The following is a 25,495-nucleotide window of genomic DNA, read 5'->3' on the forward strand; positions in this document are numbered from 1 at the left end:
TAATGACTTATGCTATACCTGCAGAAAGATTAAAGTTTGAAAGGAGCAATCTTCCGCCACTACCATTGGATTATAGTGGTAGTCATCCTGCAGCACTAGAGATTATGGAAGATAAAAGGGAACGATTTTCTACAGTTTCCTTAAAACATTCCCTCTGCATATACCAAAGTATACTGGAGGCATTATGAACCTACAGCACCAACGTATAGAAGAGCTATGCCGCTCTTTAAACCTTATTCAGATAGCTGAAAATTATTTTGATATTGCACAATCTTCTAGTAAAGAAGACTCAAGTTATACGGATTTCCTTGAGTCAATATTAAACAAAACTTACGCTATGTTATAGCAAATATGCTAAAAACCCTTACTACAAAGCTATGTTTTTACAGTGCATCACTTTATAATATCCTTTAATTTATAGGAATTATATCAAACATAGCGTAAGTTTTGTAAAAACAGAGCTGTTGGCACGACAGAATAGAAGTAAATCAATACTAACCAGAATGGCAGGTTTTCCTGCTATTAAAACGCTGGATAATTTTGATTATGATTTTGCTACAGGAATAAAACGCAAGATTCTGGAAGGCCTAAGATCTCTATCTTTTGTAGAAAGACAGGAAAATATTATTCTGCTTGGTCCTTCTGGAGTAGGAAAAACCCATATAGCTATTGCCCTTGGTTATGCAGCTATAGCATAAGTCATTAAGGTACTGACAGAGCGAGAGTATCATGTTATAGTAAGCAAATATTAACAAGCATGTAAAGAGATATGGCACGAGCATATGCAATAGAACTAAGACTAAGAGTTATAAAAGCTGTAGAAGCAGGGATACGAATAAGTAAGGTAAGTAAATTATTTAATGTAAGTCGTGATACTATATATAAATGGAAAAAATTAAAAGATAAGCAAGGTACTTTAGAAGCAGCAACTGGTTATCAGAAAGGACATAGTCATAAGATAAAAGATTCAGAATCTTTTAATGTCATTGCTAAAATAAAAGGGACCAGTAAATTGCACGAAAAAGGGACCAGAGAAGTTGGTGTGACCTAATAAGGTTAATGTGCAATATTCACTAGATAATTAAGCAAGTAAATATCTAGTGATACAATGATAAGAATAAATATGTATACAACAATTATCACCCTTTATAAACAAGGCAATAGTCAAAGGAATATTGCCAAACTAACAAGAACAGACCGCAAAACAGTACGAAAAATAATAAACCGCTATGTAGAGGCTGGTACAGAATCCCCAGCAATCTATGAACGATCTTCAGTTTTGGATTTTTGGCACGAAAAAATAATTGAGTTATTAGAAAAAAATCTGAGTTACATAAGAATTTTTGAGGAGTTAAAAAATCAAGGTTATACAAGCAGTTATACTTCTTTGACCCGTTATATCAAAAAATATAAAATTAAGGATAACAGTTGCATTCGTTTTCATACTTTAGCAGGAGAGGAAGCACAAGTAGATTTTGGTGACATAGGCTTACAGTATAATTCTAAAGGGCGTAGAGTTAAAGCATATGTATTTAATATGCGTTTAAGCTATAGTCGCCTTGATTATTATGAAGTAGTGTTTGATCAAAGTTGTCAAACATGGATTCAATGTCATATCAATGCATTTAATTATTTTGCTGGTAGTCCAAAAGTAATAAAACTTGATAATCTTAAAGCTGGAGTAGTAGATGCCAATTTTTATGAGCCAGTATATCAGAAGGAATATAAGTGCTTAGCCGATCATTATGGAATTTTACTTTCTCCTTGTCGAGTGTATCAACCGCAAGAAAAAGGCAAAGTTGAGTCGGGAATAAAATACGTTAAAAATAATTTTTTTGCTGGTCGTAAATTTGATAGATATGAAGAATTAACAAATGGTCTTGCAAATTGGTTAAATAAGGCCAATAGCCGAATACATGGTACTACTAAGAGAATACCTAGAGAACTGTTTGAGCAAGAGGAAAGAAGTAGTTTGATTCCTTTACCATTAGAAACTTTTGATTTGTCATCTTGGCATAATCGAAAAGTAGCAAAAGATTGTCATATTACCATAGATAATAATTATTACTCTGTACCAGCAAAATATATATACAGTGAGGTAATGGTACAATTGTCCCCAAAACTTGTTCAAATATTTTCTATACAAAATGATTTAATAGCAAGACACGTTAGAACAGAGGGCAAGGGGATATTTACCACTAATCCGTCTCATTATGCTAAATACAAACGTCTATGCCCAGGTTTTATAGAATATAGTGAACATTATCAACAACAAATGCAGCAGATAGGGAATAATTGCAGTTTATTATTAGAATCATTACAACAAACAAGAGTGAATGATTGGCAATGTTGTGCACGAGGTATCATTTCTTTACGTAAGGTTTACAATGATGACTTAATAGATAAAGCCTGTCATAGAGCACTACATTATGGTATAAGTTCTTACTCTAAAATTAAGAATATTTTAAATAGTAATGCAGTAAACTTACCATTACCAGAGTTTGGAGGTAATAATGCAGAACTTATTTAATGACCTATGAAGCTTTAGATTATCAGGTATAGTCAATAGTTTAAATGAAAGGATTATTTATGCTCAAAATAATAAACTAGGATTTAAAGAATTTCTATCACTATTATGTGAAGATGAAAAATCTAACCGTAAGGATAATAATTACCGTCGCCGTAAAAGTGCTGCTAAATTGCCGGTAACTAAAAATTTAGAAGACTTTGATTTTAATTTCCAACCAAGTGTTGATGCCAAAGTAATAAGTGATTTATCAACTTGTGATTATATTAATACTAAGGGAAATGTAATATTCATAGGTGATTCAGGAACTGGGAAAACTCATCTTGCCATTGGGCTAGCATTAAAAGCTTTAACACGAGAATACTCTGTATATTTTACTACGGTATCGGATATGCTTTATAATTTACATATTGCAAGAGCAGATAATAGTTATCACAAAAAGGTTAAATTACTCCTATCGTTTGATTTATTAATTCTTGATGAGCTCGGGTTTAAGCAATTGCCAAAACATTCAGTAGAAGACTTTTTTAATATTATTGCTAAACGATATGAAAATAAATCTACCATTATTACCACAAACAAGGATTTTGAAAAATGGAATGAAATATTTGCTGATGAAGTATTAACTCATGCAATTATTGATCGAGTGGTACATCATGCTCATATACTAAACATAAAAGGTAAAAGTTATCGTATTAATAACTATAAATCTGGAGGTAATATGGCATAAAAATTTTTAAATATAGTGGTTCCTTTTTCGTGCAATTTACTGGTCCCTTTTTAATTGACAATGACATTAAAGAATTTTTTAAAGCTAATATGAATAAAACATCAAAGGAGTTAGCAAAGCAATGGGGTAATATTGCATCTGTAACTATTTTAAGACAAATCAGAAAACTTGGCTATAGCTATAAACAAAACTCATTTTCATCCGAAAAGAGATATTAAATTAAGAAATGAATTTATAGCAAAGATACAAACCATCACAAAAGACAAATTAGTATATCTTGATGAATCTGGAATAGAGGATAATGCTTGCAAAGAGTATGGATGGAGCATTATAGGACAAAGGTGTTATGGAGAAAAGGTGTATCAACATAAATTTAGAATAAGTATGATAGCTGGTCTTTGTAATGGTAATCTTATTGCTCCTGTAATATTTGAAGGTAATTGTAATACAGAGGTCTTTAAAACTTATATTAGGGATGTATTAATTACAGAATTACAACCTGGGCAAACCGTTATTATGGATAACATTAATTTTCATAAAAATTCTAAAGTTAAAGAGTTCATTGAATCCGTTGGTTGTACCATATTGTATTTACCAACTTACTCTCCTGATTTAAATCCTATAGAGCATTGAAAATGCAAGGACTAAGTAGAACAAAACCTATAAATTTTCTGCCCAAATTTCATTGGGGGTTTTATAACCAAAAATCTTTCTTGGCATGTTATTTAAAATCTCAGCAACATTGTCAAGACCTCTTTGTGTAACGGTAGTAATATCTGTATTTTTAGGTAAAATTCTATGAATCATAGAATTCATTTTTTCCACTAATGCTTTTTGTCTAGGGCGGTATGGATCACAAAAGAAAGTTTGAAACCCAGATAGTCTATAGGCAACATGCCCTACAAACTCTTTGCCATTATCCATAGTAATAGTCTTTCTCACACTATTTGGAAGAGTTTTTATCTTTCTTAAAAAACCATTGGTAACTGTTGTAGCTCTCTTGGAGTTATTCAGCACTAAAATAATCTTTTGACTCTTTTTATCCACCAGTGCACCAATATTCATACTTTGATTACCTTTATGAAATGTAAGATCTGCCTCAAAATTCCCTACTTCTACCTTTTTCGTAGCTATTGCATCACGCTGATGTATTGAGATCCTTTGTGGTATAATGATCCTTTGACGCCTCTTCCCTCTTTCTTGCCTTTTATATCTTTTAGAAGGTAAATAGCTATATAACTTTAATTTAGCTGCTACTACAGAAGTGTAAACAAATCTATATATACTTTCTGTACTGATACACAAAGCTGTATTTTTGTCTAGTTTTAACTTTCCGGCTATAGCATCCGGCGACCATTTCTTGCGAATCATAGCATTTTTAATATAATCTAACAACATAGGGTTCTTTTCTATTTTTAATAACTCTTGCTGATACATCCTGTTTTCATATTTTTCCTGAGCAACACAAGGCATATACTTATCTTTTACCTTATTTCTTTAAAACTTACGCTATGTTTGATATAATTCCTATAAATTAAAGGATATTATAAAGTGATGCACTGTAAAAACATAGCTTTGTAGTAAGGGTTTTTAGCATATTTGCTATAACATAGCGTAAGTTTTGTCTTTTTAGCTCCATACTAATAGTGCTTTTAGACCTCGTAAGATGTTGTGCTATCTTATTAATACTGACTCCTAGGTCATACATTCTTTTTATCTCATATCTCTCTTCTCGAGATAAGTGTCTATATTTTCTGTTCATCATTACCTATTTAAAATCTTATTATTTTAAATCTCTTTTGGGTATATTCCCCGCCGCTTGCGGCGTAATATGGCGGAATGAGCAAATATATACATAAAAGTCATAATGTTACGGTACTGCTGTATCACATGGTATTTCCAGCAAAATATCGCCGAGCAGTGTTTGACGTATCAGTTGATCAAGTATTACGAGAAATATGTTTAGAGATAGAAAAGAGATATCAAATAAAATTTTTAGAAATAGGGGTTGATGAAGATCATGTCCATTTTTTGGTACAATCTGTACCAACCTATAGCGTAACAAAAATAGTAACAACAATTAAAAGTGTTACAGCTCGTCAAATATTTAGACAGTGTCCACAGGTAAAGAAACAATTATGGGGTGGAGAATTTTGGACTGATGGATATTTTACGAGTACGGTAGGTAAGCATGGAAATGAGAATATGATAGGAAAATACGTAAAAAACCAAGGCAAGGAATATCAGAAACTGCATGAGGATCATCAGCTAGCTTTCTTCTAAAATACCCCGCTGCTTGCGGCGGGGATTACTTTTATTAGGTTCTGTTCTACTTACTTATAGTATTTTCAATTTATTGGTTTAAGATAAAAAATGAAATTAGGAAAGTTGTAGGAGATTTTGAAACATTTTATGATGCTGTTTTTAATACTATTAAATTGTCAGTATCTTAATGATTTATGCTATATCCTCTATGGGATCAGGTTTTATGATTTTAGGGGGTAAAGCCTTAGGTAATAAAAATATAAAAAAATTTGAAGCTTACAATCAATATAATAAGTTTTTACTTCTTATAGTGTCCGGAATATTAGCTCTTCCTTTATTATTTTTATCCAATAAAGTTTTAAGAATATTGACATCTTTTAATGATATAGCACATTACGCTCATTCTTCAACAATATTGCTTGCTTTTACTTTACCATTATTAGCAATTTATTTTTCTAAAGCTACTTATCTTAGATTGATAGAAAGAGTAAAACTAGATATGGTATGTAATATTTTTTCATTATGGTTTGTACAAATTCCCACAGCTTATTGTTTGATAGTATATTTTCAATTAGGATTGATAAGTTTTTCTATAGCCTTTGTCATACATCAAATATCTTATATAATAATTTCAAGTAAAATACAGCGTCTTAACTCCCTTTATTTAAAATCATTAACATTTTTTTCTAATTTTTCAAAATGACATAACCCTAGGTAATAACATATTGTTACAGGAACCATAATCATTAATATCCCTACATAACCAAAATATTCAGTCAAAACTTACGCTATGTTATAGCAAATATGCTAAAAACTCTTATTACACAGCAATGTTTTATAGTGAAGCACTTCATAATATCCCTTAATTCATGGGCATTATATCAAACATAGCGTAAGTTTTGCAGTTAAATAAACAAAACCAAATGAGGTAATGATATTCATTACAGCACGTGATATAACGAATATAAAGCTTGTATGAGTAAAACGCTTAAATGTTAGGAAATGTTTATAAAAAATTGCTCCAGCAGGACAACAACTTGGAGTAAATACAAGAAAATATACTTGTATTAACATTATATAAGAGGGTGTCAAATTCTGCATTATCACAGGTGAAAAGCAAAAAAATACTATAAGAATGTAAAATGTTGCTCTTAATATTTTTAAAGGATAAATTTTATAACCTAAATATATAAATAATATATCACATGTAAGTTCTATCATGGAAATAAAAAAATTATGGCGGATAACTTTATCAGGACTCCAAAATTTTCTGTTAGGATATTTCCACAATGAATATATGCAAAATAAAACCATACGGGCCATGTACATTGTATTGCAAAATAAGAAATGAAAGTTTTAAAGTTTGTTTTTTCTTTTATAATGCTATTACTCTCAATTTTTTTTGGGTCTATGCCGGTTTTTTCTAAACTTAATTTTATCCGTCTCTTAGCATCAATAAAATCCCGAGTTTCTTTTAATGTTATTCTATCAGACCAGTGACAGCTACAAATGCTCCAAATAGAAAAGCATAACGCCAATTAAAATTTCTTGAAGTTACAATAGTTGCTATAGCAAGTGCTGCTAAACTTCCTAGTGTACTAAAAAATGTGGTTGATGCTACCGCAGGGTATTGTAGGGGAGGTTTTACCATTTCCGTAATATACAATTCAGCTCCAGTAACTTCTGTAGCCGAAGAGATGCCTTGCAAGGCACGAAAAAGGGTAATTAGTACTGTTGCAGTAAATCCTATTTCATCATAAGAAGGAAGTACAGCAATACCTATACAGGTACAAGCCATTAAAAAAGTTGCTATTAAAATTACCGGCTTACGCCCTATATTATCACCTATCCAGCCAAACAATAAAGCACCAAAAGGTCTAAATACAAATGTTGAACAAAACGCAGATGCAGAATATATGAAAGCTACTTTTGGGTCACCTTTTGGGAAAAATAATTCATTTAGTAATACTGCCATATGAACATATAGCATGAGGTCGAAATATTCGAGAAATGTGCCTATAGATAGTAAGCCTATAGCTTCTTTTTGATTGCGAGTTAAACTAACTTGCTCTTTTTGATATCCTAACATAACTTCCTTATAAAAAATAAACTGTAAAAAGAGTTATATTTTTTTATATGGAAGTCAATAAAAAAGTAAAAAATTAGTAAGAAATATTTACAAAACTTAGAGCTTCTTTAACTAATGGAATAGTTATTTTTCTCTTAGAAGTTAACGCAAAGTTATTGATATACTCTAATATTTCTAAAATTTTGTTATATTCTCTAGGCAAATTCACTAATAAAAAATCTATTACTATTTGTGATATTGTTACAGAAGATGTAGCAAAATGTTTAAATATTAAAATTTTAATTAATTCATCGTCAGGAGGATAAAGCAGAACATTTAATATAGAATTAATACGTGATGATAGATCAGGTAAGGTAAAATTTTTACCTTTATTATTAGATGTAAGCAAAAGATATTTTTGCTTTTCATTAATAAGATTAAATAGATGCAACAACGCTGTTTCCTGCCAATTTTCTATATCCTCAATAATGAAAGCATTATGATTTGCTAAAATCTTATCATCAAAAAAAATATCTTTGATTAAATAAGCATTGCTTAAATTTTGCCATATTTTGGTTAGATAAGTTTTGCCTGAGGAAGCTGGAGCTTTTATTAACAAAGTATGTTTATAGGGATTGACTCCAAAGCTATTCTGCCAATTTTGCAAAGCATTATAAGCTAGAGTGTTAGACTCAGAAACAATAAATTCTTCAGGATGATATTTTGAAGAATTATTAAAAGGAAATATATATTGCATTTATAAAATTTTTTAACGTCATTGCGAACGAGCAAAGGCTTGCTTGCGTGGATCAATTCCTCTCTGTCATCCCGTGATTTATTCAATAGTACCGGACAGTTATTATTCTATGTCATTCCTAGCTAGAAACAGGAATCCAGCATAAAGCGAGATAAATCGAGCTTTTATATTCTAAAAAATTGCTGTATTTAGACTTTTTTTTCCTGGATTCCCGCTTTTGCGGGAATGACATACAAGGTCACCTACACCTGAATAAATATAACATTTTTTTAATAACTGTCCGGTACTATTGATTTATTCACGGGATGACACCGATCACATTTTTCGATCCACGCAAGCAAGCCTTATGCGGGAATGACACAATTACCTCTAAATATACTTACTACTCTCTTTCCTAATATATTCTATCAACTGCTCAATCGATAATACTTCCTGCTCGGTAGTTCCGAGTCTTCGAATCGTTATTTGTTTATTTTCTTTTTCTTGCTTCCCGATTACTGCAATCATCGGTACTTTTTGGTTAGAAAACTCACGAATTTTATAGTTAATTTTATCCGGTGATATATTAATATCGACTCGCACGCCACTCTCAATTAAAGCTTTTTGTACTTCTAAAGCGTAATCGTTTAAATCACTTGTAATGGTAGCTATTGCAACCTGTACAGGAGCAAGCCATAAAGGAAAACGCCCTGCATATTCTTCGATTAATATCCCAATAAAACGTTCAAGCGAGCCAAGTATTGCTCTATGTAACATCACAGGTCTTTTTTTCTCACCACTTGCTGCAACATAGCTAGCATCTAAACGCTCAGGCAGAACAAAATCCATTTGCAGAGTTCCACATTGCCATTGACGCCCTATTGCATCAGTTAACACAAATTCAAGCTTAGGACCATAAAAAGCACCTTCGCCCAGGTTTATTGTATAGCTATAACCGGCTTTCTCTACTGCCTCTTTTAAAGCATTCTCAGCCTTATCCCAAGTCTCATCGCTACCAGCTCTAACAGGAGGACGATCAGAGAATTTTACCTTTATATCAGTAAAACCGAAATCTTTATAAACCTCTGTCAGTAACTTACAAAAGCTAACTGTTTCCTCAGTAATTTGTTCCTCACTACAAAATATATGTGCATCATCTTGCACTAAACTCCGTACCCTCATCAAGCCATGTAAAGCACCGGATGCCTCATTACGATGGCATAAGCCAAACTCAGACATACGTAGCGGCAAATCTCGATAGCTTTTAATACCTTGTTTAAAAATCTGTACATGACAAGGGCAATTCATCGGCTTTAAAGCAAGCGTCTTGTCGTCTGTTTCTAAAGCAAACATATCATCACGGAACTTTTCCCAATGTCCAGAAAGTTCCCAAAGACTCTTATCAACTAAAACAGGGGTCTTAACCTCAATATAACCATTTTTGCGAATCTTTCTTCTAATATATTGCTCAATAGTATTATATACACTCCAACCCTTATCATGCCAAAATACCATTCCTTGAGCTTCTTCCTGAAAATGGAATAAATCAAGCTCTTTTCCTAATTTTCTATGATCACGCTTTTCAGCTTCTTCAAGCATGAATAAATAGCTATCTAACTGCTCTTTAGTAGCCCAAGCCGTACCATATATACGCTGCAACACCTCATTTCGGCTATCACCACGCCAATAAGCTCCTGCAACTTTCATTAGCTTAAAATGCTTAACGAAACCGGTAGATGGAGCATGCGGACCTCGGCATAAATCAATAAAATTACCTTGCCTGTATAAGCTTATAGGTTCATTTGACGGGATGGAGGCAATAATTTCAGCTTTATAATGCTCACCTATCGATTTAAAGAAATCTACAGCCTTTTCTCTGTCCCACAATTCTCTTGTTACTTTCTCATTCTTTTTAACAAGCTCATGCATCTTAGCTTCTATAACTGCTAAATCATCAGTAGTAAAAGGTTTATCCCTAGCGAAATCATAGTAATAACCATTTTCGATAGCAGGACCGATTGTTACTTGCGTTTCAGGAAATAATTCTTTTACCGCTTCCGCTGTTAAATGGGCAGCATCGTGCCTTATAACTTCAAGACATTCAGGATCTTTAACAGTCAAAATACGCAATTTACAATCACTATCAATTTGAGTACTTAAATCTTTAAGCTCACCATTAATTTCAGCAATCATTGCTGCTTTAGCAAGCGATATTGAAATAGATGCGGCTATCTCAAACGCTGTAATATTTTTTTCAAACTGTTTTACACTCCCATCAGGGGAAGAAATATTTATCATTTTTTATTCTAACTTATTTTTCTTTTAAACGATCAGCTATTAATTTATATGATTCATAAGCTTTAGCTGGGTCTTTTTCTAGCAATTCAAATCCTAGTCTTTCATTACTATTAATATGCCATAATTTACAAGTATCAGGGCTAATTTCATCAGTTAACATTACAAAAGATTCCTCACCGGTAAATACCCGTCCAAATTCAAGACTGCATTCAACAAGCCGAATACCGATGCCGATGAACAAACCGCTTAGAAAATCATATATACGCAAAGCTTGCTTCTTAACTATATTAATTTCATCTTTAGTTAACCAACCAAAATTTAATATTTGATGTTCATTAACTATCAGATATTTAAACTCACGACTTTTTACTTTAAAGTCAATTATTGGCTTATCAAATACAAAGCCTTCATCCATACCAAATTCTTTTACAAACCTACCGCACGCAACAGAAGATACGACTACTTGCAGAGGAAACATCTCAACATATTGAATTAATTGCTCTCTCATATTTAGCTTTTCAATAAAATGATTTTCAATGCCAATCATTTCAAGCTTATTCATTACAAAGGAAGAGATATTATTATTAAGCACTCCTTTGCCTGATACATCAATAATTTCACCATTTTCTAAAGTAGCTCTATCAGAAAAAGCCATTACAAGTAAAAACTCCTCTTCAGAAGTATATAGGGTTTTACTTGAACCTTCATATAATTTTTTTTTCATATATTATTTTTTAAATTTATTTAGCTTCATTGCGAGGAAAAACTACAAGTTTTGTACGTGCACAATCTCACGAAGCATCATAGAACTTCTGAGATTGCCACGCTCTACTTAAATTTGCATAGCTCATGACTTTACGTAACCTTTCTTTACACAGGAGGCTTTGTTGCGTAGATCATTTTCCTCTGTCATCCCGTGATTTATGAACTAGAGCCAGCTAAAAAATACTAATAAAATTAGTATTTTTTATTATTTTCTGGATTCCCGCCTATGCTAAGAATGATATTGTGGATATTTTTCGACCATGCAACAAAGCCCCTTTGTACAATAATATATAAAAGAAGTCTAAGACTTTTTTAGCAACTCAATTGTTTTCGAAAAGTCCAAAATATACTCTTCTTGCTTTTCTAAATCTTTGATTTTGAGGTTGTTACTTGCTTGTTCTTCGTCACCGATAAAGACAATAAATTTGGCATTATCATTCAAGGCTCTTTGCATTCTTTTTGCCATTTTACCGCTTACTTCTATCAACGCAGGTATATTATGTAAGCGTAATTGATCGGTTATTTTTAAAGAATACGAAATATTATTCTCGCCTATTGGCAATACAAATATTGGAGTTACCGAGTTTATATTATATTCCCGCATCAAGGCTATTCGCTCAATTCCTGCTGCAAAACCTATCGCTGGCACTTCATCGTTATTGCCCATAATGCGACTAAGCCCATCATAACGCCCGCCAGCAAAAATTGTGGATTGGCTTCCTAGCTTTGTAGTCGTGAATTCAAAAGCAGTATGGCAGTAATAATCAAGTCCTCTAACTAGGCGTGCATTTATGGTGTATTTCACGCCTAAAATATTAAGATATTTTAATAACTCTTCGAAATATTCTTTTGACTCATCAGTATAATACTCTGATAAAATAGGGGCATTTGCTATTATTTTTTTATCGATTTCACTTTTAGAATCAAGAATCCGCATCGGATTTTTAGTTAGCCTTATTTTGCTATCTTCTGATAATTCATCCTTAAAGTCATTTAGATATTCTACTAATTTTTGCTGGTAAGTGCTACGGGACTGACTACAACCAAGAGAGTTTAGCTCTAAGGTTGCATCCTGCAAAACCTCTAAACTTTCAAGTATATCTGCCGCTAGCTTTAAAGTTTCAGCATCGGAAATAGCTCCTTTAGCTCCTAGATATTCATAATTTAACTGGTGAAACTGTCTTTGACGTCCTGCTTGTGGTCTGTCATAACGAAAAACAGGACCAGTAGAAAATAATTTGAGAGGTAGTTTATGCTGCAAGCCGTTAGAAATAAAAGCTCTTACAATTCCTGCTGTAAATTCAGGACGTAGTGCTACTGACTCATCGCTTTTATCTAAAAAGCTGTAGATTTCTTTACTAATTACGTCAGAGCTTTCACCCATTGAGCGATTAAAGATTTTGGTATATTCGAGTATTGGCGTACTCATTTGCTTATAGCCATATAATTCTCCAACCTCTTTTGCTTTTTTGATTATATAGTCATGAACTTTATAATCATCCGGCAAAAGATCTTTCATTCCTCGAAGTGGTTGGAGTTTATCAGTCATTTTGATTTATTTAATGCTATTTTATTAATTATATTATATAGCGAAAAGTATTAGGATATAGACTTTAAATTTTAGAGCGAGCTTGCGGAGCGTACATTTAGTACGTGAGCATAAGCGAGTCTCTTAAAATTTGATGTATATATCCTAATAATTGAAGCTATATTTCTTTTTTCATAAAAAATGATCTTACAATATATAAAACAAATATTGTAACAAACCAAATTAATAAAGCACGTCCTGCTGTAAGTAAATTAAACTCACCATCATACATTTGAATGAACAATAAATAAAAGCATGCTATTAAAATAAACGGAGCAATAATATATACTAAAGGACATTTAAATGGTCTTTGAGCATTAGGCAATTTTGTTCTAAATAATAATACTATTATTGCAACTGTTATATAGTCAATAATTGCTCCCATTGAAGTTAATTGAGTTAATAACTCTGTCGAACAAAACCCTCCAAGAACAGCAGCTAAAGATGCAAATATTATAATTGTAATATACGGACTATCATATTTAGGGTGCAATTTTGCAAAACTTTTCGGTAGTAATCCATCACGTGCAATAGCGTAAAAAATACGAGAAGTACCATAAATATTCATCATTAGCACTGTCATCATACCGCAAACAGCACCGGTTGCAACTATAGCTGAACCGATTTTACTGTTATTCATAGTTAAAGCATAAGCAAGCGGTTGATCGTTATTTAACTGATCAAAAGGTGCAATACCAGTAACAAGTCCTGCCATCGTTACATATACGATAGTAGTTAGAACAAGCGAGCCAATAATACCAATCATAATATCACGCTTTGGGTTTTTACACTCTTCAGCAGCAGTTGCAATTGTTCCAAACCCTGTAAAGGCTAAGAATAAAATAGATGCACCAACTAAAACGTTACTAAAACCAAACGGCATAAAATTGCTCCAGTTAGTTGCATCGAAATGTGGAGCAGCAGCAATTATAAAGACGAATATCGCCGCCATTTTAACAAATACTAAAATAGCATTTAATTTCTTACTATCTTTAGTGCCTAAAAATAAAATAAACCCAATAAATACCGAAACTAAAAATGCAGGTAAATTTACTATACCACCATTTGTCGGCACTGTGGTTAAAACTTTCGGCAAGTGGATTCCACCGGCTTCTAATATCCCTTGTACATAACCTGACCAACCGGCTGCAACTATTCCGGCAGCAACACCTAGTTCTAATATTATAACACTACCGATCATCCAAGCAAATACTTCACCGAATGCAACATAGGAATAAGTATAAATACTACCAGATGTTGGAAGCATTGCTGCAAGTTCTGTATAAACAAGGGCTACAAAGATACAGGTAATACCAGCAATCGCATAAGATACCATGACAGCCGGACCGGAAAATTTAGCAGCAATTATTCCGGTAACAACGAATACACCTGTACCGATCATTGCACCAAGTCCAAATAGTATTAGGTCAAATGCACCAAGAGTCTTACTAAGACCGCTTGAGCTACCTATTTCTTTTACTGATTCAAAACTTTTCTTTCTTAAAAAACTCATTAGTTTCTCCTGTTTTTAGTGAGCTTATTTTTTAGAAATCCGTCATTGCGAGGAGCGAAGCGACGTGGCAATCTAGTAATACATCCTGAGATTGCCACGCTCCTTACAGTCGCGTAGCTTATGACAAAATTAATTTACATCCCTAGTAATCCAGCCGCCGCCAAGTACTCTTGTGCCGTCATAAATAACGCATGCTTGTCCAGGGGCAACAGCCTTTTCTTCAGACAAAAACTTTACTTTCATTCTGTCACCCTCAAGCTTACTTATTTCAGCTAAACGAGGCGGTCTGGTTGAGCGGACTTTTACGCTTACTTCCAGCTTTTCGCCATCTTTTAGGCTACCAGCCAGCCAATTCACATCCTTAATTACGAATTCCTGCACATTTAACGCAGATTCTGGACCTACATATACTATATTACTACTAGGATCAATCTTTATCACATATAAAGGCTCGTGGTAAGATATGCCAAGACCACTTCGTTGTCCTATAGTATAGTTAATTATGCCGCTATGAGTTCCTAACTCAAAACCATTTATATGCAGAATCTTACCGCTTTTGCTACTATCCGGACGTATTTTATTTATTACGTTCTTATAATTCCCATCAGGTACAAAGCAAATATCTTGGCTGTCAGGCTTATCTGCCACCTCAAGTCCAAATTTACTAGCAAGTTTTCTTGTTTTGTCTTTAGTAAGATCTCCAAGAGGGAAATCTAAATATTCAAGCTGCTCTTTGGTAGTTGCAAATAAAAAATAACTTTGATCTTTTAAAGGGTCAAGTCCCATATGAAGTTCTGGACCATTATCACCATTTATTTTTCGTACGTAATGACCTGTAACAAGTTTATCAGCTCCAAGTTCTTTAGCAGTTTTGATTAAGTCCCTGAATTTTACTGATTTATTGCATTGTACGCATGGCAGAGGCGTCTCACCTCGCAAATAGCTATCAACAAAATTATCTATTACCGATTCTTTAAATTTACTTTCATAATCAAGCACATAATGAGGCATGCCAAGCTTATTTGCTACCATTTTAGCATCATAAATATCCTGACCTGCACAACAAGCATTTTTTTTCCCCACAGCCATACCATGATCGTATAATTGCAGGGTAATACCTATTACGTTATAGCCTTGCTCGCACAACATCCCAGCAACCACTGAACTATCAACGCCGCCAGACATCGCAACAACTAAAGTAGACTGTCTATCGTTTAAGTTAATCATAAGAACTTCTAAACAAACAGCAAATTATACTAGATTTACGATAAATTACAATCAATTATTTATGAAAAATTTAAATTTTAATGTTATTCTTGATCAGATTGTAAATTACTATCTTTTATTATATTAAAATGCTATAAATATATATTTTTGATAAAATAAGTAATATGTCATTGCAATATAAAAAACCTTTTAAAACTTTATGTAAAACGTTTGCTGCATTAATTTGGTGCTGGTTATTTTAGAATATGCCCGCCAAGGTTTTATAAATGATTTATCAATGCAAAAAGTGGATTTATCAGTTCAAAGCTCAATAACAGAACCTATTTATCTAGTTTCTTATGCTGATGGTGCAGAACATATTTATCGTAACCAGAATGCGACAAGTCATTATGCGATTAATAAAGGTATAGATTTTATACTTAATTATAAGAAAAAACATATTGATCAAACATTTATTGAAAAGCATCAAGAAATTTTTAATGAAAAAGCAGGAGCGGGTCTATGGTTATGGAAGCCCTATATTATACTTGAAACAATGAAAAATGCTCCTGAGGGAGCTATTATAGTATATTTAGATTCAGCTTTTATTATCAAACAACATATTAGCAATCTGACTAATCTGTTAGGCAATAATGATGTATTACTGGTACATGATCGTGATCGTAAAAACGGCAGTTTTGTAAAAGGCGAAAGCTTTGCCTTGATGAATTGCCTTAATGAAGAATGTAGAAATGATGATCATATTTGGAGTGCAGTTATTGTGGTACGGAATACTGAACTTGCCCGCTCTTTTATTGAAAAATGGCTGAAAAATTGTGAGGATATTAGAGTCCTTTCAGGTAAAGATTATAATATTCATCCTAATTATGACGAATATAAATGGCATCACTCAGACCAGTCAGTGCTGAGCCTTGTATATCACCAAAATCCGCAATCGGTTAAAGTAATAGAATATGAAGAGACTATGCCATTTTTAAGTTGGTTTCATCGTAAGAATTCAAATAGTTCGTCGTTAAAAGCTTGGTACAGCACATACGGTATAGATCCAATAATTAACTTTAATACTAATGGTAAAGCATTGCCGTCTACTGCTCTTATAAATACTTCGCCAATAGTTAAATTACGTAAATGGATTATTGAAAACTTTTATTAACGAATCAATTTAATATTAGCATCCTTAATTTTCAGTTCTACCCATATTTTATCAGTAGTGTATATAATCATGTTATGGTACATACCAGTAGCAATACATGCTCTATCACCTAGAGATAAACCATATTGCTTAGTATAACTCGTTAACTTACCTGCTTCTATTGTAATCTCTTTTGAAAAAGTAATAATTGTTGGAACAATATCAGTAATTATTTTATCAATTTCTGCATCGGAATATTGGTTCTTACAAGAACACTAACAAGCTCACTTAAGTTAACGCTTGATATACTACTATTTGCTATAATTTCTTCTATTAATTTATAACCTGTCTCTTTTTTTAAAAGTGTAATTACTGCTGAAGTATCAAGTAAAATATGTTCTGATTTTAATAATGATTTATTCTTTTGCTGCATCTTCTTTTCTCATAAGCTTTAATTCTTTATTTAGATCAATATTTTTATACTTATCTAATATATTTCGGGCTTTTTCTATATTTGAATGAAAAGTTGACACTATTAATTCTGAATCATTATATTTTATTGTTACCTCATCACCTGTTTTGAGTTTTAACTTTTTCCTAACTTTTATAGGAATTGCAAGTCTACCATTATTATCACACTTTTCTGTACTATCATAAAAATAATTGTTTTCTTAGATTTTACTGTTTCTAATAAAATTAATCAATTAATTAAAATCTTATGTTTTGATAATTCCTTATTTTTTAACATCTCGTACTTTAAAGAAGCTATAAGACAAGGTAAGTACTTTTACATCTCTCATTTCAGGATCGTTTTCGAAATCCTTATCTATATAAAACGTGACTGGCATTAAAACTTTCTCACCGGCTTTTAATAATTGTTCTTCGAAACAAAAACAATGAATCTTTACAAAATACTTACCTGCTTTATTAGGAGTAACATTATAAATTGAAGTTCCTATAATATCGTTATTACTTAAATTTTCTGTTTCATAAAAAACTAGAGTATTCTGCCCTGGAACAATTTGGACTCGCTGCTGTCTTGGAATAAAACGCCAAGGTAAATTTTTATCGACATTAGCATCAAACTCAATTATTATAGGTCTAGTTCCTTTGACTTTAGAATATATATTTGTCGTTCCTCTGCTAGTCGTGCCACCATATCCCGTAACTTTACAAAATAAATTATAAAGCGGTACGGCAGCAAAGCTAAGTAGCACCATGCTAATTATTAATCCTAGCAAAGAAAACGCTAAACTTTTATTAGATTTTTTAGACATTATTTGATTTTATTTAAAAATACTCTAGAAATAGTTTATTTTAGAATATATATATGATATTATAAAGAAAATTAATTAGTAAGGTTAGTAATGACTAGTAATATTAATGCATTAGCAATCTCTAGTGAATCTGGCTTTTATAGCTACTTACAGAAAATTAATAAAATTCCTTCGCTAACGCAAGAAGAAGAGTTTTTGCTGGCTAAATCTTATTTAGAACAGAATGATCTGCAAGCGGCACATAAGTTAGTAACTAGCCATCTTAAGTTAGTTGCAAAAATTGCAACTGGTTATAGAACTTATGGTCTTCCTGTTACCGAATTAGTATCGGAAGGTAATATAGGTTTAATGCAAGCAGTGAAAAAATTCAATCCTGAGCTTGGTTTTCGTTTATCAACTTATGCTATGTGGTGGATTAAAGCTGCTATCCAAGAATATATATTAAAATCTTGGTCATTAGTAAAGATGGGTACGACTGCTGCACAGAAAAAATTATTTTTTAGCCTTAGTAAAATTAAAAACAAAATCACTAATTTATATTCAAGAGCTATTACAAGTGATGATTTTGTCCAAATCGCCGATGAATTAGGCGTTTCAGTTAGTGAAGTTTCTGATATGAATATAAGGCTTTCCGGTTCTGATTTATCATTAAATAATACTATAAATAATGATGATGCAAGTTCAGGCGAGTTGATAGAATTACTGCCTGAAACACGCCCAAGCCCTGAAGCTATAGCCATTAGTAAAGAAGATATGACTCATAAGAGAGCTTTATTATCTAGTGCTATGAAAGTTTTAAACGCCAGAGAGCTACGTATTTTAACAGAGCGTAAATTGCAAGATACTCCTAAAACTCTCGATGTTTTAAGTAGTGAATATAATATTTCTAAAGAACGTATTAGACAAATAGAAAACACCGCTTTTGAGAAGATAAAGAAATTTATTTTAAGTAGTGATTCTACTGAGAAGTCTAGTTTTAAAAATAATTAAGCTTTTGTATGTAATTCGTCATTGCGAGGGAATACCCTATATGTTATTCCCGCGAAAGCGGGAATCCAGCATAAAGCGAGACAAAGCGAGCTTTTATCTTTAGAAACTTGCTGTGTTTATGCTTTTTTTTTCTGGATTCCTGCTTTCTCAGGAATGACATAAATGAGCCATGCAACAACGCTGGAAATTATGTCAGCAATTGTACGTACGCAAGAAAGTATAAAAAATGCTAATTTTTAGCATTTTTTTTATTATTATTTTTCTATTTCTACACTCCTTTTTGCTCACAATGACATTATTATGAAATAACCAGTAGTATACATTATTACTAACAAAAGAATATGGTACTCTGTATGTTGGAGTAACTTCTAATCTTACTAAACGTAAATATGAGCATAAAAATGAACTTTTAAAAGGATTCTCTAAAAAGTATGATTGTAAAATACTGGTGTTTTATGAGTTACATGACACTATGATATCAGCAATCATACGAGAAAAGCAAATAAAAGGCGGTTCAAGAAAAAGAAAACTGGAACTTATTGTAGAAATAAATCAAGAATGGAGAGATTTATATGAAGAGATTATTTAACTGGATTGCTTTATCAATTACTGACGTAATTTCCTCGCAATGACGGTGTAAGTATTATGACCAAAATCTCAGCTTTTATCATTACTAAAAATGAAGCTGCAAGGATAGAACGGGCTATAAATAGCGTAAAAAATATTGCTGATGAGGTGATAGTAGTAGATAGTGAAAGTACTGATGAGACGGTAGCAATAGCTGAAAGCTTGGGAGCTAAGATAGTAGTTAAGCCATGGCTTGGTTATGTAGGGCAGAAATCTTTTGCTGAAACTATATGTAAAAATGATTGGATTCTTAATATTGATGCTGATGAAGAACTCTCTAAAGAACTACAAGACGAAATAGAATATATTTTTGCCTCTCAAAATCAAGATCGTTATTTGGCTTATCAAATAAAGCTTTTAATAATGCATCGTAATGATACACGCCCTAGAATTTTTGCTCCTTATAATAAATGCACTAGATTGTATAATAAAAATTTTGCTAGTTTTGCAAATACTATAAATAGCACCACTCATGATTCGGTAGTATTTAATAAGGATGTTGATTTTGCAAATAAAATCTATACATTAAATGAAGCTGCTTATCACTATTCAGGTACTTCGATTGAGCAGTTAGTAGCTAAAGCAAATTTTTATTCCGGTGAGCAAGCAAAAGATTTAATTAAGCAGGGTAAAAAACCATCAAATATTCGGATAGCAACCGAAATGATATGGTGGTTTTTCAAAGCATTTTTTATTAGAAGATATTTTGTATTCGGCTTTGATGGTTTTGTAGATTCAATGATTTTTGCTTTTGCAAGATTCCTGCGACTTGCGAAGTTGAGAGAGTCAAAAAACGTCATTGTGAAGAGCGAAGCTTTGCTGCAATCTAGTAAGACATCCTGAGATTGCCACGCTCATTTTATTCGCTCGCAATGACAATAATAATAAATAACTTATGAAAGAAAATTTTAACGTTAGTAAATTAAAGAATGGTTTAACGATTTTAACATATAATATGCCTTATGTTAATTCGGTGGCAATAAATTTGATAGCCAAAGTTGGTAGCCGTTATGAAAATCCGGAAGAAGAAGGGATATCTCATTTTCTTGAACATATGGCTTTTAAAGGTACTAAAACTAGAACAGCAAAACAAATAGCTGAAGAGTTTGATTCTATAGGGGGGCATTTTAACGCTTATACCGGTCATGAAAAGACAGTATATTATTCAAGAGTGTTATCTGAAAATTGTAATAAAGCACTAGCAATAATTGCTGATATAGTACAAAATTCTGCTTTTGCCGAAGAAGAAATAGCGAAAGAGTATCAGGTAATTTTACAAGAAATAGCACATGCTCAAGATAATCCTGATGATTTAGTATATGAAAAGTTTTATAATAGCGTATTTAAAGATCAGCCGCTTGGTAAACCGGTACTTGGAACAAGTAAAACCCTTGAGACTTTTAATAAGGATCATTTCTTAAACTTTACAGGTAAACATTATAATGCTGAGAACTTTTATTTATCGATTGCAGGTAATGTTGACCATGAAGAAATAGTAAAAGAAGCAGAACGTTTATTTTCTTCTTTAACACGAGGAGAGAAAAGTAATTTTTCACCTGCAAAATATATAGGTGGTCATAGCTTTATAAATAAAGATTTAGAGCAAACTACTTTAATATTAGGATTTGAAGGAACATCTTATATTAATTTAGAAAGGCTTTATCAAACTCAGCTACTTGCTATAATATTTGGCGGCGGGATGTCTTCAAGATTATTCCAGCATATTCGTGAAAAATTAGGGCTTGCATATGCAGTAGGGAGTTATAATAGCCCATATTTTGATAGCGGAGTATTTACTATTTATGCAAGTACGGCACATGATAAATTAGAGCTATTAACCGCAGAGCTGAAGAATGAAATAAAGAGAATGGCAGAGCAAGTAAAACCAGAAGAGATAGAAAGAGCTAAAACACAAATCCGCAGTAATTTAGAAATGGCTCAGGAAAAAGTAGCTTATAAATCAGAAGAGATAGGCAAAAATTATGCTGTTTTCGGTAAATATATCTCTCCTGAAGAGATTATGGAAATTATTATGAATATAAAAGCCGAGGATATTATACAAACAGCAAACCAAATATTTAGTAGCTCTGCTACATCTACTGTTATTGGTCCTAATAACCTAAGCGGTTTTTAGTGATTTTGTTACGTAAATACCAAATACGCCATTGCGAGCAAAATTACAAAGTAATTTGACGAAGCAATCTCAGGAATTTTTGTTGTGTCATAAGATTGCCGCGTCGATGCATGACGAAGATAAAGCGGTCTAAAACGCCAGTTTTGGATAAAATTCTAAAGAATTTTATCCAAATACTGAATGAATATAATACGGAAAAATGATAGCTTAAGACGGCTTTGCACTATCATTTTGAATATTTAATCCTGCTAATTATATTTAATTTTAAATATAATTAGCAATAATTTATTTTATAATTAAGGCTTAGAACCGCTAGGAGTCTTTATTATTCCTTTTTTTATTGAAGTTAGGATAAACTTCTTATCTTCACTTCGCGTGTCTAAATAACTCTCAAGTACAATTAACCCATACAAATAATACTTAGTTTTTCTCTCTAACAATCCTAATAAAAAAATTAAATATCGCCCCTTTATTAAAAAATTAATATAATATTAATTTTAGTAATAGGGGTAATAATGAAAACAGCTCAAGAACAATTAACAGAAGCGTTAGTTTCTATGAAAAATGGTTTATTAGATAATGTATAGCATAAATCATTAAGATACTGACAATTTAATAGTATTAAAAACAGCATCATAAAATGTTTCAAAATCTCCTACAACTTTCCTAATTTCATTTTTTATCTTAAACCAGTAATGCTCTATAGGATTTAAATCAGGAGAGTAAGTTGGTAAATACAATATGGTACAACCAACGGATTCAATGAACTCTTTAACTTTAGAATTTTTATGAAAATTAATGTTATCCATAATAACGGTTTGCCCAGGTGTCATTGTCAATTAAAAAGGGACCAGTAAATTGCACGAAAAAGGAACCACTATATTTAAAAATTTTTATGCCATATTACCTCCAGATTTATAGTTATTAATACGATAACTTTTACCTTTTATGTTTAGTATATGAGCATGATGTACCACTCGATCAATAATTGCATGAGTTAATACTTCATCAGCAAATATTTCATTCCATTTTTCAAAATCCTTGTTTGTGGTAATAATGGTAGATTTATTTTCATATCGTTTAGCAATAATATTAAAAAAGTCTTCTACTGAATGTTTTGGCAATTGCTTAAACCCGAGCTCATCAAGAATTAATAAATCAAACGATAGGAGTAATTTAACCTTTTTGTGATAACTATTATCTGCTCTTGCAATATGTAAATTATAAAGCATATCCGATACCGTAGTAAAATATACAGAGTATTCTCGTGTTAAAGCTTTTAATGCTAGCCCAATGGCAAGATGAGTTTTCCCAGTTCCTGAATCACCTATGAATATTACATTTCCCTTAGTATTAATATAATCACAAGTTGATAAATCACTTATTACTTTGGCATCAACACTTGGTTGGAAATTAAAATCAAAGTCTTCTAAATTTTTAGTTACCGGCAATTTAGCAGCACTTTTACGGCGACGGTAATTATTATCCTTACGGTTAGATTTTTCATCTTCACATAATAGTGATAGAAATTCTTTAAATCCTAGTTTATTATTTTGAGCATAAATAATCCTTTCATTTAAACTATTGACTATACCTGATAATCTAAAGCTTCGTAGGTCATTAAATCTCTTTTGGGTATATTCCCCGCCGCTTGCGGCGTAATATGGCGGAATGAGCAAATATATACATAAAAGTCATAATGTTACGGTACTGCTGTATCACATGGTATTTCCAGCAAAATATCGCCGAGCAGTGTTTGACGTATCAGTTGATCAAGTATTACGAGAAATATGTTTAGAGATAGAAAAGAGATATCAAATAAAATTTTTAGAAATAGGGGTTGATGAAGATCATGTCCATTTTTTGGTACAATCTGTACCAACCTATAGCGTAACAAAAATAGTAACAACAATTAAAAGTGTTACAGCTCGTCAAATATTTAGACAGTGTCCACAGGTAAAGAAACAATTATGGGGTGGAGAATTTTGGACTGATGGATATTTTACGAGTACGGTAGGTAAGCATGGAAATGAGAATATGATAGGAAAATACGTAAAAAACCAAGGCAAGGAATATCAGAAACTGCATGAGGATCATCAGCTAGCTTTCTTCTAAAATACCCCGCTGCTTGCGGCGGGGATTACTTTTATTAAGTTCTGCATTATTACCTCCAAACTCTGGTAATGGTAAGTTTACTGCATTACTATTTAAAATATTCTTAATTTTAGAGTAAGAACTTATACCATAATGTAGTGCTCTATGACAGGCTTTATCTATTAAGTCATCATTGTAAACCTTACGTAAAGAAATGATACCTCGTGCACAACATTGCCAATCATTCACTCTTGTTTGTTGTAATGATTCTAATAATAAACTGCAATTATTCCCTATCTGCTGCATTTGTTGTTGATAATGTTCACTATATTCTATAAAACCTGGGCATAGACGTTTGTATTTAGCATAATGAGACGGATTAGTGGTAAATATCCCCTTGCCCTCTGTTCTAACGTGTCTTGCTATTAAATCATTTTGTATAGAAAATATTTGAACAAGTTTTGGGGACAATTGTACCATTACCTCACTGTATATATATTTTGCTGGTACAGAGTAATAATTATTATCTATGGTAATATGACAATCTTTTGCTACTTTTCGATTATGCCAAGATGACAAATCAAAAGTTTCTAATGGTAAAGGAATCAAACTACTTCTTTCCTCTTGCTCAAACAGTTCTCTAGGTATTCTCTTAGTAGTACCATGTATTCGGCTATTGGCCTTATTTAACCAATTTGCAAGACCATTTGTTAATTCTTCATATCTATCAAATTTACGACCAGCAAAAAAATTATTTTTAACGTATTTTATTCCCGACTCAACTTTGCCTTTTTCTTGCGGTTGATACACTCGACAAGGAGAAAGTAAAATTCCATAATGATCGGCTAAGCACTTATATTCCTTCTGATATACTGGCTCATAAAAATTGGCATCTACTACTCCAGCTTTAAGATTATCAAGTTTTATTACTTTTGGACTACCAGCAAAATAATTAAATGCATTGATATGACATTGAATCCATGTTTGACAACTTTGATCAAACACTACTTCATAATAATCAAGGCGACTATAGCTTAAACGCATATTAAATACATATGCTTTAACTCTACGCCCTTTAGAATTATACTGTAAGCCTATGTCACCAAAATCTACTTGTGCTTCCTCTCCTGCTAAAGTATGAAAACGAATGCAACTGTTATCCTTAATTTTATATTTTTTGATATAACGGGTCAAAGAAGTATAACTGCTTGTATAACCTTGATTTTTTAACTCCTCAAAAATTCTTATGTAACTCAGATTTTTTTCTAATAACTCAATTATTTTTTCGTGCCAAAAATCCAAAACTGAAGATCGTTCATAGATTGCTGGGGATTCTGTACCAGCCTCTACATAGCGGTTTATTATTTTTCGTACTGTTTTGCGGTCTGTTCTTGTTAGTTTGGCAATATTCCTTTGACTATTGCCTTGTTTATAAAGGGTGATAATTGTTGTATACATATTTATTCTTATCATTGTATCACTAGATATTTACTTGCTTAATTATCTAGTGAATATTGCACATTA

At 32.2% G+C, this 25,495-nt stretch carries 27 protein-coding genes and 3 pseudogenes; 16 read left to right on the plus strand and 14 right to left on the minus strand.

Annotated features, from left to right (window positions below; translation table 11 throughout):
• Positions 1–2 precede the first annotated feature (2 nt).
• The 7 genes and pseudogenes from AAGD55_RS01035 to AAGD55_RS01065 form a co-directional block, all read left to right on the plus strand.
• Positions 3–188, plus strand: coding sequence for a hypothetical protein (locus AAGD55_RS01035; protein ID WP_341791806.1), 186 nt, complete (start codon positions 3–5; stop codon positions 186–188).
• A complete protein-coding gene (locus AAGD55_RS01040) occupies positions 185–346 on the plus strand; it encodes a hypothetical protein (protein WP_341791807.1) in 162 nt (53 codons plus the stop codon). The genes AAGD55_RS01035 and AAGD55_RS01040 overlap by 4 nt, the downstream gene beginning before the upstream one ends.
• 118 nt (positions 347–464) lie before the next feature.
• Positions 465–698 carry an ATP-binding protein gene (locus AAGD55_RS01045; RefSeq protein ID WP_410526106.1) on the plus strand — a complete coding sequence of 78 codons (234 nt, stop codon included), beginning with the start codon at positions 465–467 and terminating at the stop codon, positions 696–698.
• 71 nt (positions 699–769) lie between these two features.
• Positions 770–1,051 carry an IS630 transposase-related protein gene (locus tag AAGD55_RS01050; RefSeq protein ID WP_341791808.1) on the plus strand — a complete coding sequence of 94 codons (282 nt, stop codon included), beginning with the start codon at positions 770–772 and terminating at the stop codon, positions 1,049–1,051.
• A gap of 72 nt (positions 1,052–1,123) precedes the next feature.
• The gene (gene istA / locus AAGD55_RS01055; RefSeq protein ID WP_341791809.1) at positions 1,124–2,530 is read left to right on the plus strand and encodes an IS21 family transposase; all 1,407 of its coding nucleotides are present in this window, start codon (positions 1,124–1,126) and stop codon (positions 2,528–2,530) included.
• Between the two features lie 55 nt (positions 2,531–2,585).
• Positions 2,586–3,257 carry an IS21-like element helper ATPase IstB gene (gene istB, locus AAGD55_RS01060; protein ID WP_341792485.1) on the plus strand — a complete coding sequence of 224 codons (672 nt, stop codon included), beginning with the start codon at positions 2,586–2,588 and terminating at the stop codon, positions 3,255–3,257.
• Between the two features lie 62 nt (positions 3,258–3,319).
• Positions 3,320–3,890, plus strand: a pseudogene (locus AAGD55_RS01065) (IS630 family transposase); the annotation flags it as partial.
• Positions 3,891–3,917: 27 nt separating this feature from the next.
• Here AAGD55_RS01065 and AAGD55_RS01070 read toward each other — a convergent pair.
• Positions 3,918–4,730 (minus strand): IS30 family transposase, encoded by an 813-nt coding sequence (locus AAGD55_RS01070; protein WP_341791810.1) that lies wholly within the window; start codon positions 4,728–4,730, stop codon positions 3,918–3,920.
• A 61-nt stretch (positions 4,731–4,791) separates the two neighbouring features.
• Positions 4,792–5,022: a helix-turn-helix domain-containing protein gene (locus AAGD55_RS01075; RefSeq protein ID WP_341791811.1), complete on the minus strand. Its 231-nt coding sequence runs from the start codon at positions 5,020–5,022 to the stop codon at positions 4,792–4,794.
• Positions 5,023–5,096: 74 nt separating this feature from the next.
• Between AAGD55_RS01075 and tnpA (AAGD55_RS01080) the strand changes: the two genes are divergently transcribed.
• Together tnpA (AAGD55_RS01080) and AAGD55_RS01085 are read left to right on the plus strand one after the other, a co-directional pair.
• On the plus strand, positions 5,097–5,540 hold the full coding sequence (gene tnpA / locus AAGD55_RS01080) for an IS200/IS605 family transposase (RefSeq protein ID WP_341790826.1): 444 nt from the start codon (positions 5,097–5,099) through the stop codon (positions 5,538–5,540).
• Positions 5,541–5,709: 169 nt separating this feature from the next.
• Positions 5,710–6,225 (plus strand): MATE family efflux transporter, encoded by a 516-nt coding sequence (locus AAGD55_RS01085; protein WP_341791812.1) that lies wholly within the window; start codon positions 5,710–5,712, stop codon positions 6,223–6,225.
• A 777-nt stretch (positions 6,226–7,002) separates the two neighbouring features.
• Here AAGD55_RS01085 and AAGD55_RS01090 read toward each other — a convergent pair.
• The 7 genes from AAGD55_RS01090 to mnmA all read right to left on the minus strand — a co-directional run bounded on the left by AAGD55_RS01090 (position 7,003) and on the right by mnmA (position 15,717).
• The gene (locus tag AAGD55_RS01090) at positions 7,003–7,611 is read right to left on the minus strand and encodes an MFS transporter (RefSeq protein ID WP_341791813.1); all 609 of its coding nucleotides are present in this window, start codon (positions 7,609–7,611) and stop codon (positions 7,003–7,005) included.
• A 73-nt stretch (positions 7,612–7,684) separates the two neighbouring features.
• Positions 7,685–8,347 carry an HdaA/DnaA family protein gene (locus AAGD55_RS01095; protein ID WP_341791814.1) on the minus strand — a complete coding sequence of 221 codons (663 nt, stop codon included), beginning with the start codon at positions 8,345–8,347 and terminating at the stop codon, positions 7,685–7,687.
• Between the two features lie 369 nt (positions 8,348–8,716).
• Positions 8,717–10,624, minus strand: a complete 1,908-nt coding sequence (gene thrS / locus AAGD55_RS01100) for a threonine--tRNA ligase (RefSeq protein ID WP_341791815.1) — start codon at positions 10,622–10,624, stop codon at positions 8,717–8,719.
• A gap of 13 nt (positions 10,625–10,637) precedes the next feature.
• The gene (locus AAGD55_RS01105) at positions 10,638–11,348 is read right to left on the minus strand and encodes a phosphoribosylaminoimidazolesuccinocarboxamide synthase (RefSeq protein ID WP_341791816.1); all 711 of its coding nucleotides are present in this window, start codon (positions 11,346–11,348) and stop codon (positions 10,638–10,640) included.
• 342 nt (positions 11,349–11,690) lie between these two features.
• Positions 11,691–12,938, minus strand: coding sequence for a histidine--tRNA ligase (hisS, locus tag AAGD55_RS01110; protein WP_341791817.1), 1,248 nt, complete (start codon positions 12,936–12,938; stop codon positions 11,691–11,693).
• 157 nt (positions 12,939–13,095) lie between these two features.
• The gene (locus tag AAGD55_RS01115) at positions 13,096–14,490 is read right to left on the minus strand and encodes an amino acid permease (protein WP_341791818.1); all 1,395 of its coding nucleotides are present in this window, start codon (positions 14,488–14,490) and stop codon (positions 13,096–13,098) included.
• A gap of 129 nt (positions 14,491–14,619) precedes the next feature.
• A complete protein-coding gene (gene mnmA, locus AAGD55_RS01120) occupies positions 14,620–15,717 on the minus strand; it encodes a tRNA 2-thiouridine(34) synthase MnmA (protein ID WP_341791819.1) in 1,098 nt (365 codons plus the stop codon).
• A 217-nt stretch (positions 15,718–15,934) separates the two neighbouring features.
• Between mnmA and AAGD55_RS01125 the strand changes: the two genes are divergently transcribed.
• Entirely contained in the window at positions 15,935–16,870 is a 936-nt protein-coding gene (locus AAGD55_RS01125; protein WP_410526123.1) for a hypothetical protein, read from the plus strand.
• A 208-nt stretch (positions 16,871–17,078) separates the two neighbouring features.
• Here the strand turns inward: AAGD55_RS01125 and AAGD55_RS01130 are convergent, their stop codons facing one another.
• A complete protein-coding gene (locus AAGD55_RS01130; RefSeq protein ID WP_341791821.1) occupies positions 17,079–17,282 on the minus strand; it encodes a hypothetical protein in 204 nt (67 codons plus the stop codon).
• Between the two features lie 301 nt (positions 17,283–17,583).
• Positions 17,584–18,126: a cytochrome c oxidase assembly protein gene (locus AAGD55_RS01135; protein ID WP_341791822.1), complete on the minus strand. Its 543-nt coding sequence runs from the start codon at positions 18,124–18,126 to the stop codon at positions 17,584–17,586.
• A 90-nt stretch (positions 18,127–18,216) separates the two neighbouring features.
• Between AAGD55_RS01135 and rpoH the strand changes: the two genes are divergently transcribed.
• The 5 genes and pseudogenes from rpoH to AAGD55_RS01155 all read left to right on the plus strand — a co-directional run bounded on the left by rpoH (position 18,217) and on the right by AAGD55_RS01155 (position 21,877).
• Entirely contained in the window at positions 18,217–19,116 is a 900-nt protein-coding gene (rpoH, locus tag AAGD55_RS01140) for an RNA polymerase sigma factor RpoH (RefSeq protein WP_341791823.1), read from the plus strand.
• A gap of 349 nt (positions 19,117–19,465) precedes the next feature.
• Positions 19,466–19,585, plus strand: a pseudogene (locus AAGD55_RS12295) (GIY-YIG nuclease family protein); the annotation flags it as partial.
• 3 nt (positions 19,586–19,588) lie between these two features.
• Positions 19,589–19,705, plus strand: coding sequence for a nuclease (locus tag AAGD55_RS12300; RefSeq protein ID WP_410526107.1), 117 nt, complete (start codon positions 19,589–19,591; stop codon positions 19,703–19,705).
• Between the two features lie 56 nt (positions 19,706–19,761).
• On the plus strand, positions 19,762–20,586 hold the full coding sequence (locus AAGD55_RS01150) for a glycosyltransferase family 2 protein (RefSeq protein ID WP_341791824.1): 825 nt from the start codon (positions 19,762–19,764) through the stop codon (positions 20,584–20,586).
• 52 nt (positions 20,587–20,638) lie between these two features.
• Positions 20,639–21,877, plus strand: a complete 1,239-nt coding sequence (locus AAGD55_RS01155; protein ID WP_341791825.1) for a pitrilysin family protein — start codon at positions 20,639–20,641, stop codon at positions 21,875–21,877.
• Positions 21,878–22,473: 596 nt separating this feature from the next.
• Here the strand turns inward: AAGD55_RS01155 and AAGD55_RS01160 are convergent.
• Together AAGD55_RS01160 and istB (AAGD55_RS01165) are read right to left on the minus strand one after the other, a co-directional pair.
• A pseudogene (locus AAGD55_RS01160) lies at positions 22,474–22,704 on the minus strand (transposase); the annotation flags it as partial.
• A 66-nt stretch (positions 22,705–22,770) separates the two neighbouring features.
• Positions 22,771–23,556, minus strand: coding sequence for an IS21-like element helper ATPase IstB (gene istB, locus AAGD55_RS01165; protein ID WP_341791826.1), 786 nt, complete (start codon positions 23,554–23,556; stop codon positions 22,771–22,773).
• Between istB (AAGD55_RS01165) and tnpA (AAGD55_RS01170) the strand changes: the two genes are divergently transcribed.
• Positions 23,549–23,992, plus strand: a complete 444-nt coding sequence (tnpA, locus tag AAGD55_RS01170) for an IS200/IS605 family transposase (protein WP_341790826.1) — start codon at positions 23,549–23,551, stop codon at positions 23,990–23,992. The genes istB (AAGD55_RS01165) and tnpA (AAGD55_RS01170) overlap by 8 nt on opposite strands.
• On the opposite strand, the gene istA (AAGD55_RS01175) is transcribed toward tnpA (AAGD55_RS01170), so the two are convergent.
• Entirely contained in the window at positions 23,978–25,429 is a 1,452-nt protein-coding gene (istA, locus tag AAGD55_RS01175; protein ID WP_341791827.1) for an IS21 family transposase, read from the minus strand. The genes tnpA (AAGD55_RS01170) and istA (AAGD55_RS01175) overlap by 15 nt on opposite strands.
• Positions 25,430–25,495: the final 66 nt, after the last annotated feature.

It is taken from the genome of Rickettsia endosymbiont of Gonocerus acuteangulatus (assembly GCF_964026435.1).
Classification (GTDB): domain Bacteria; phylum Pseudomonadota; class Alphaproteobacteria; order Rickettsiales; family Rickettsiaceae; genus Rickettsia.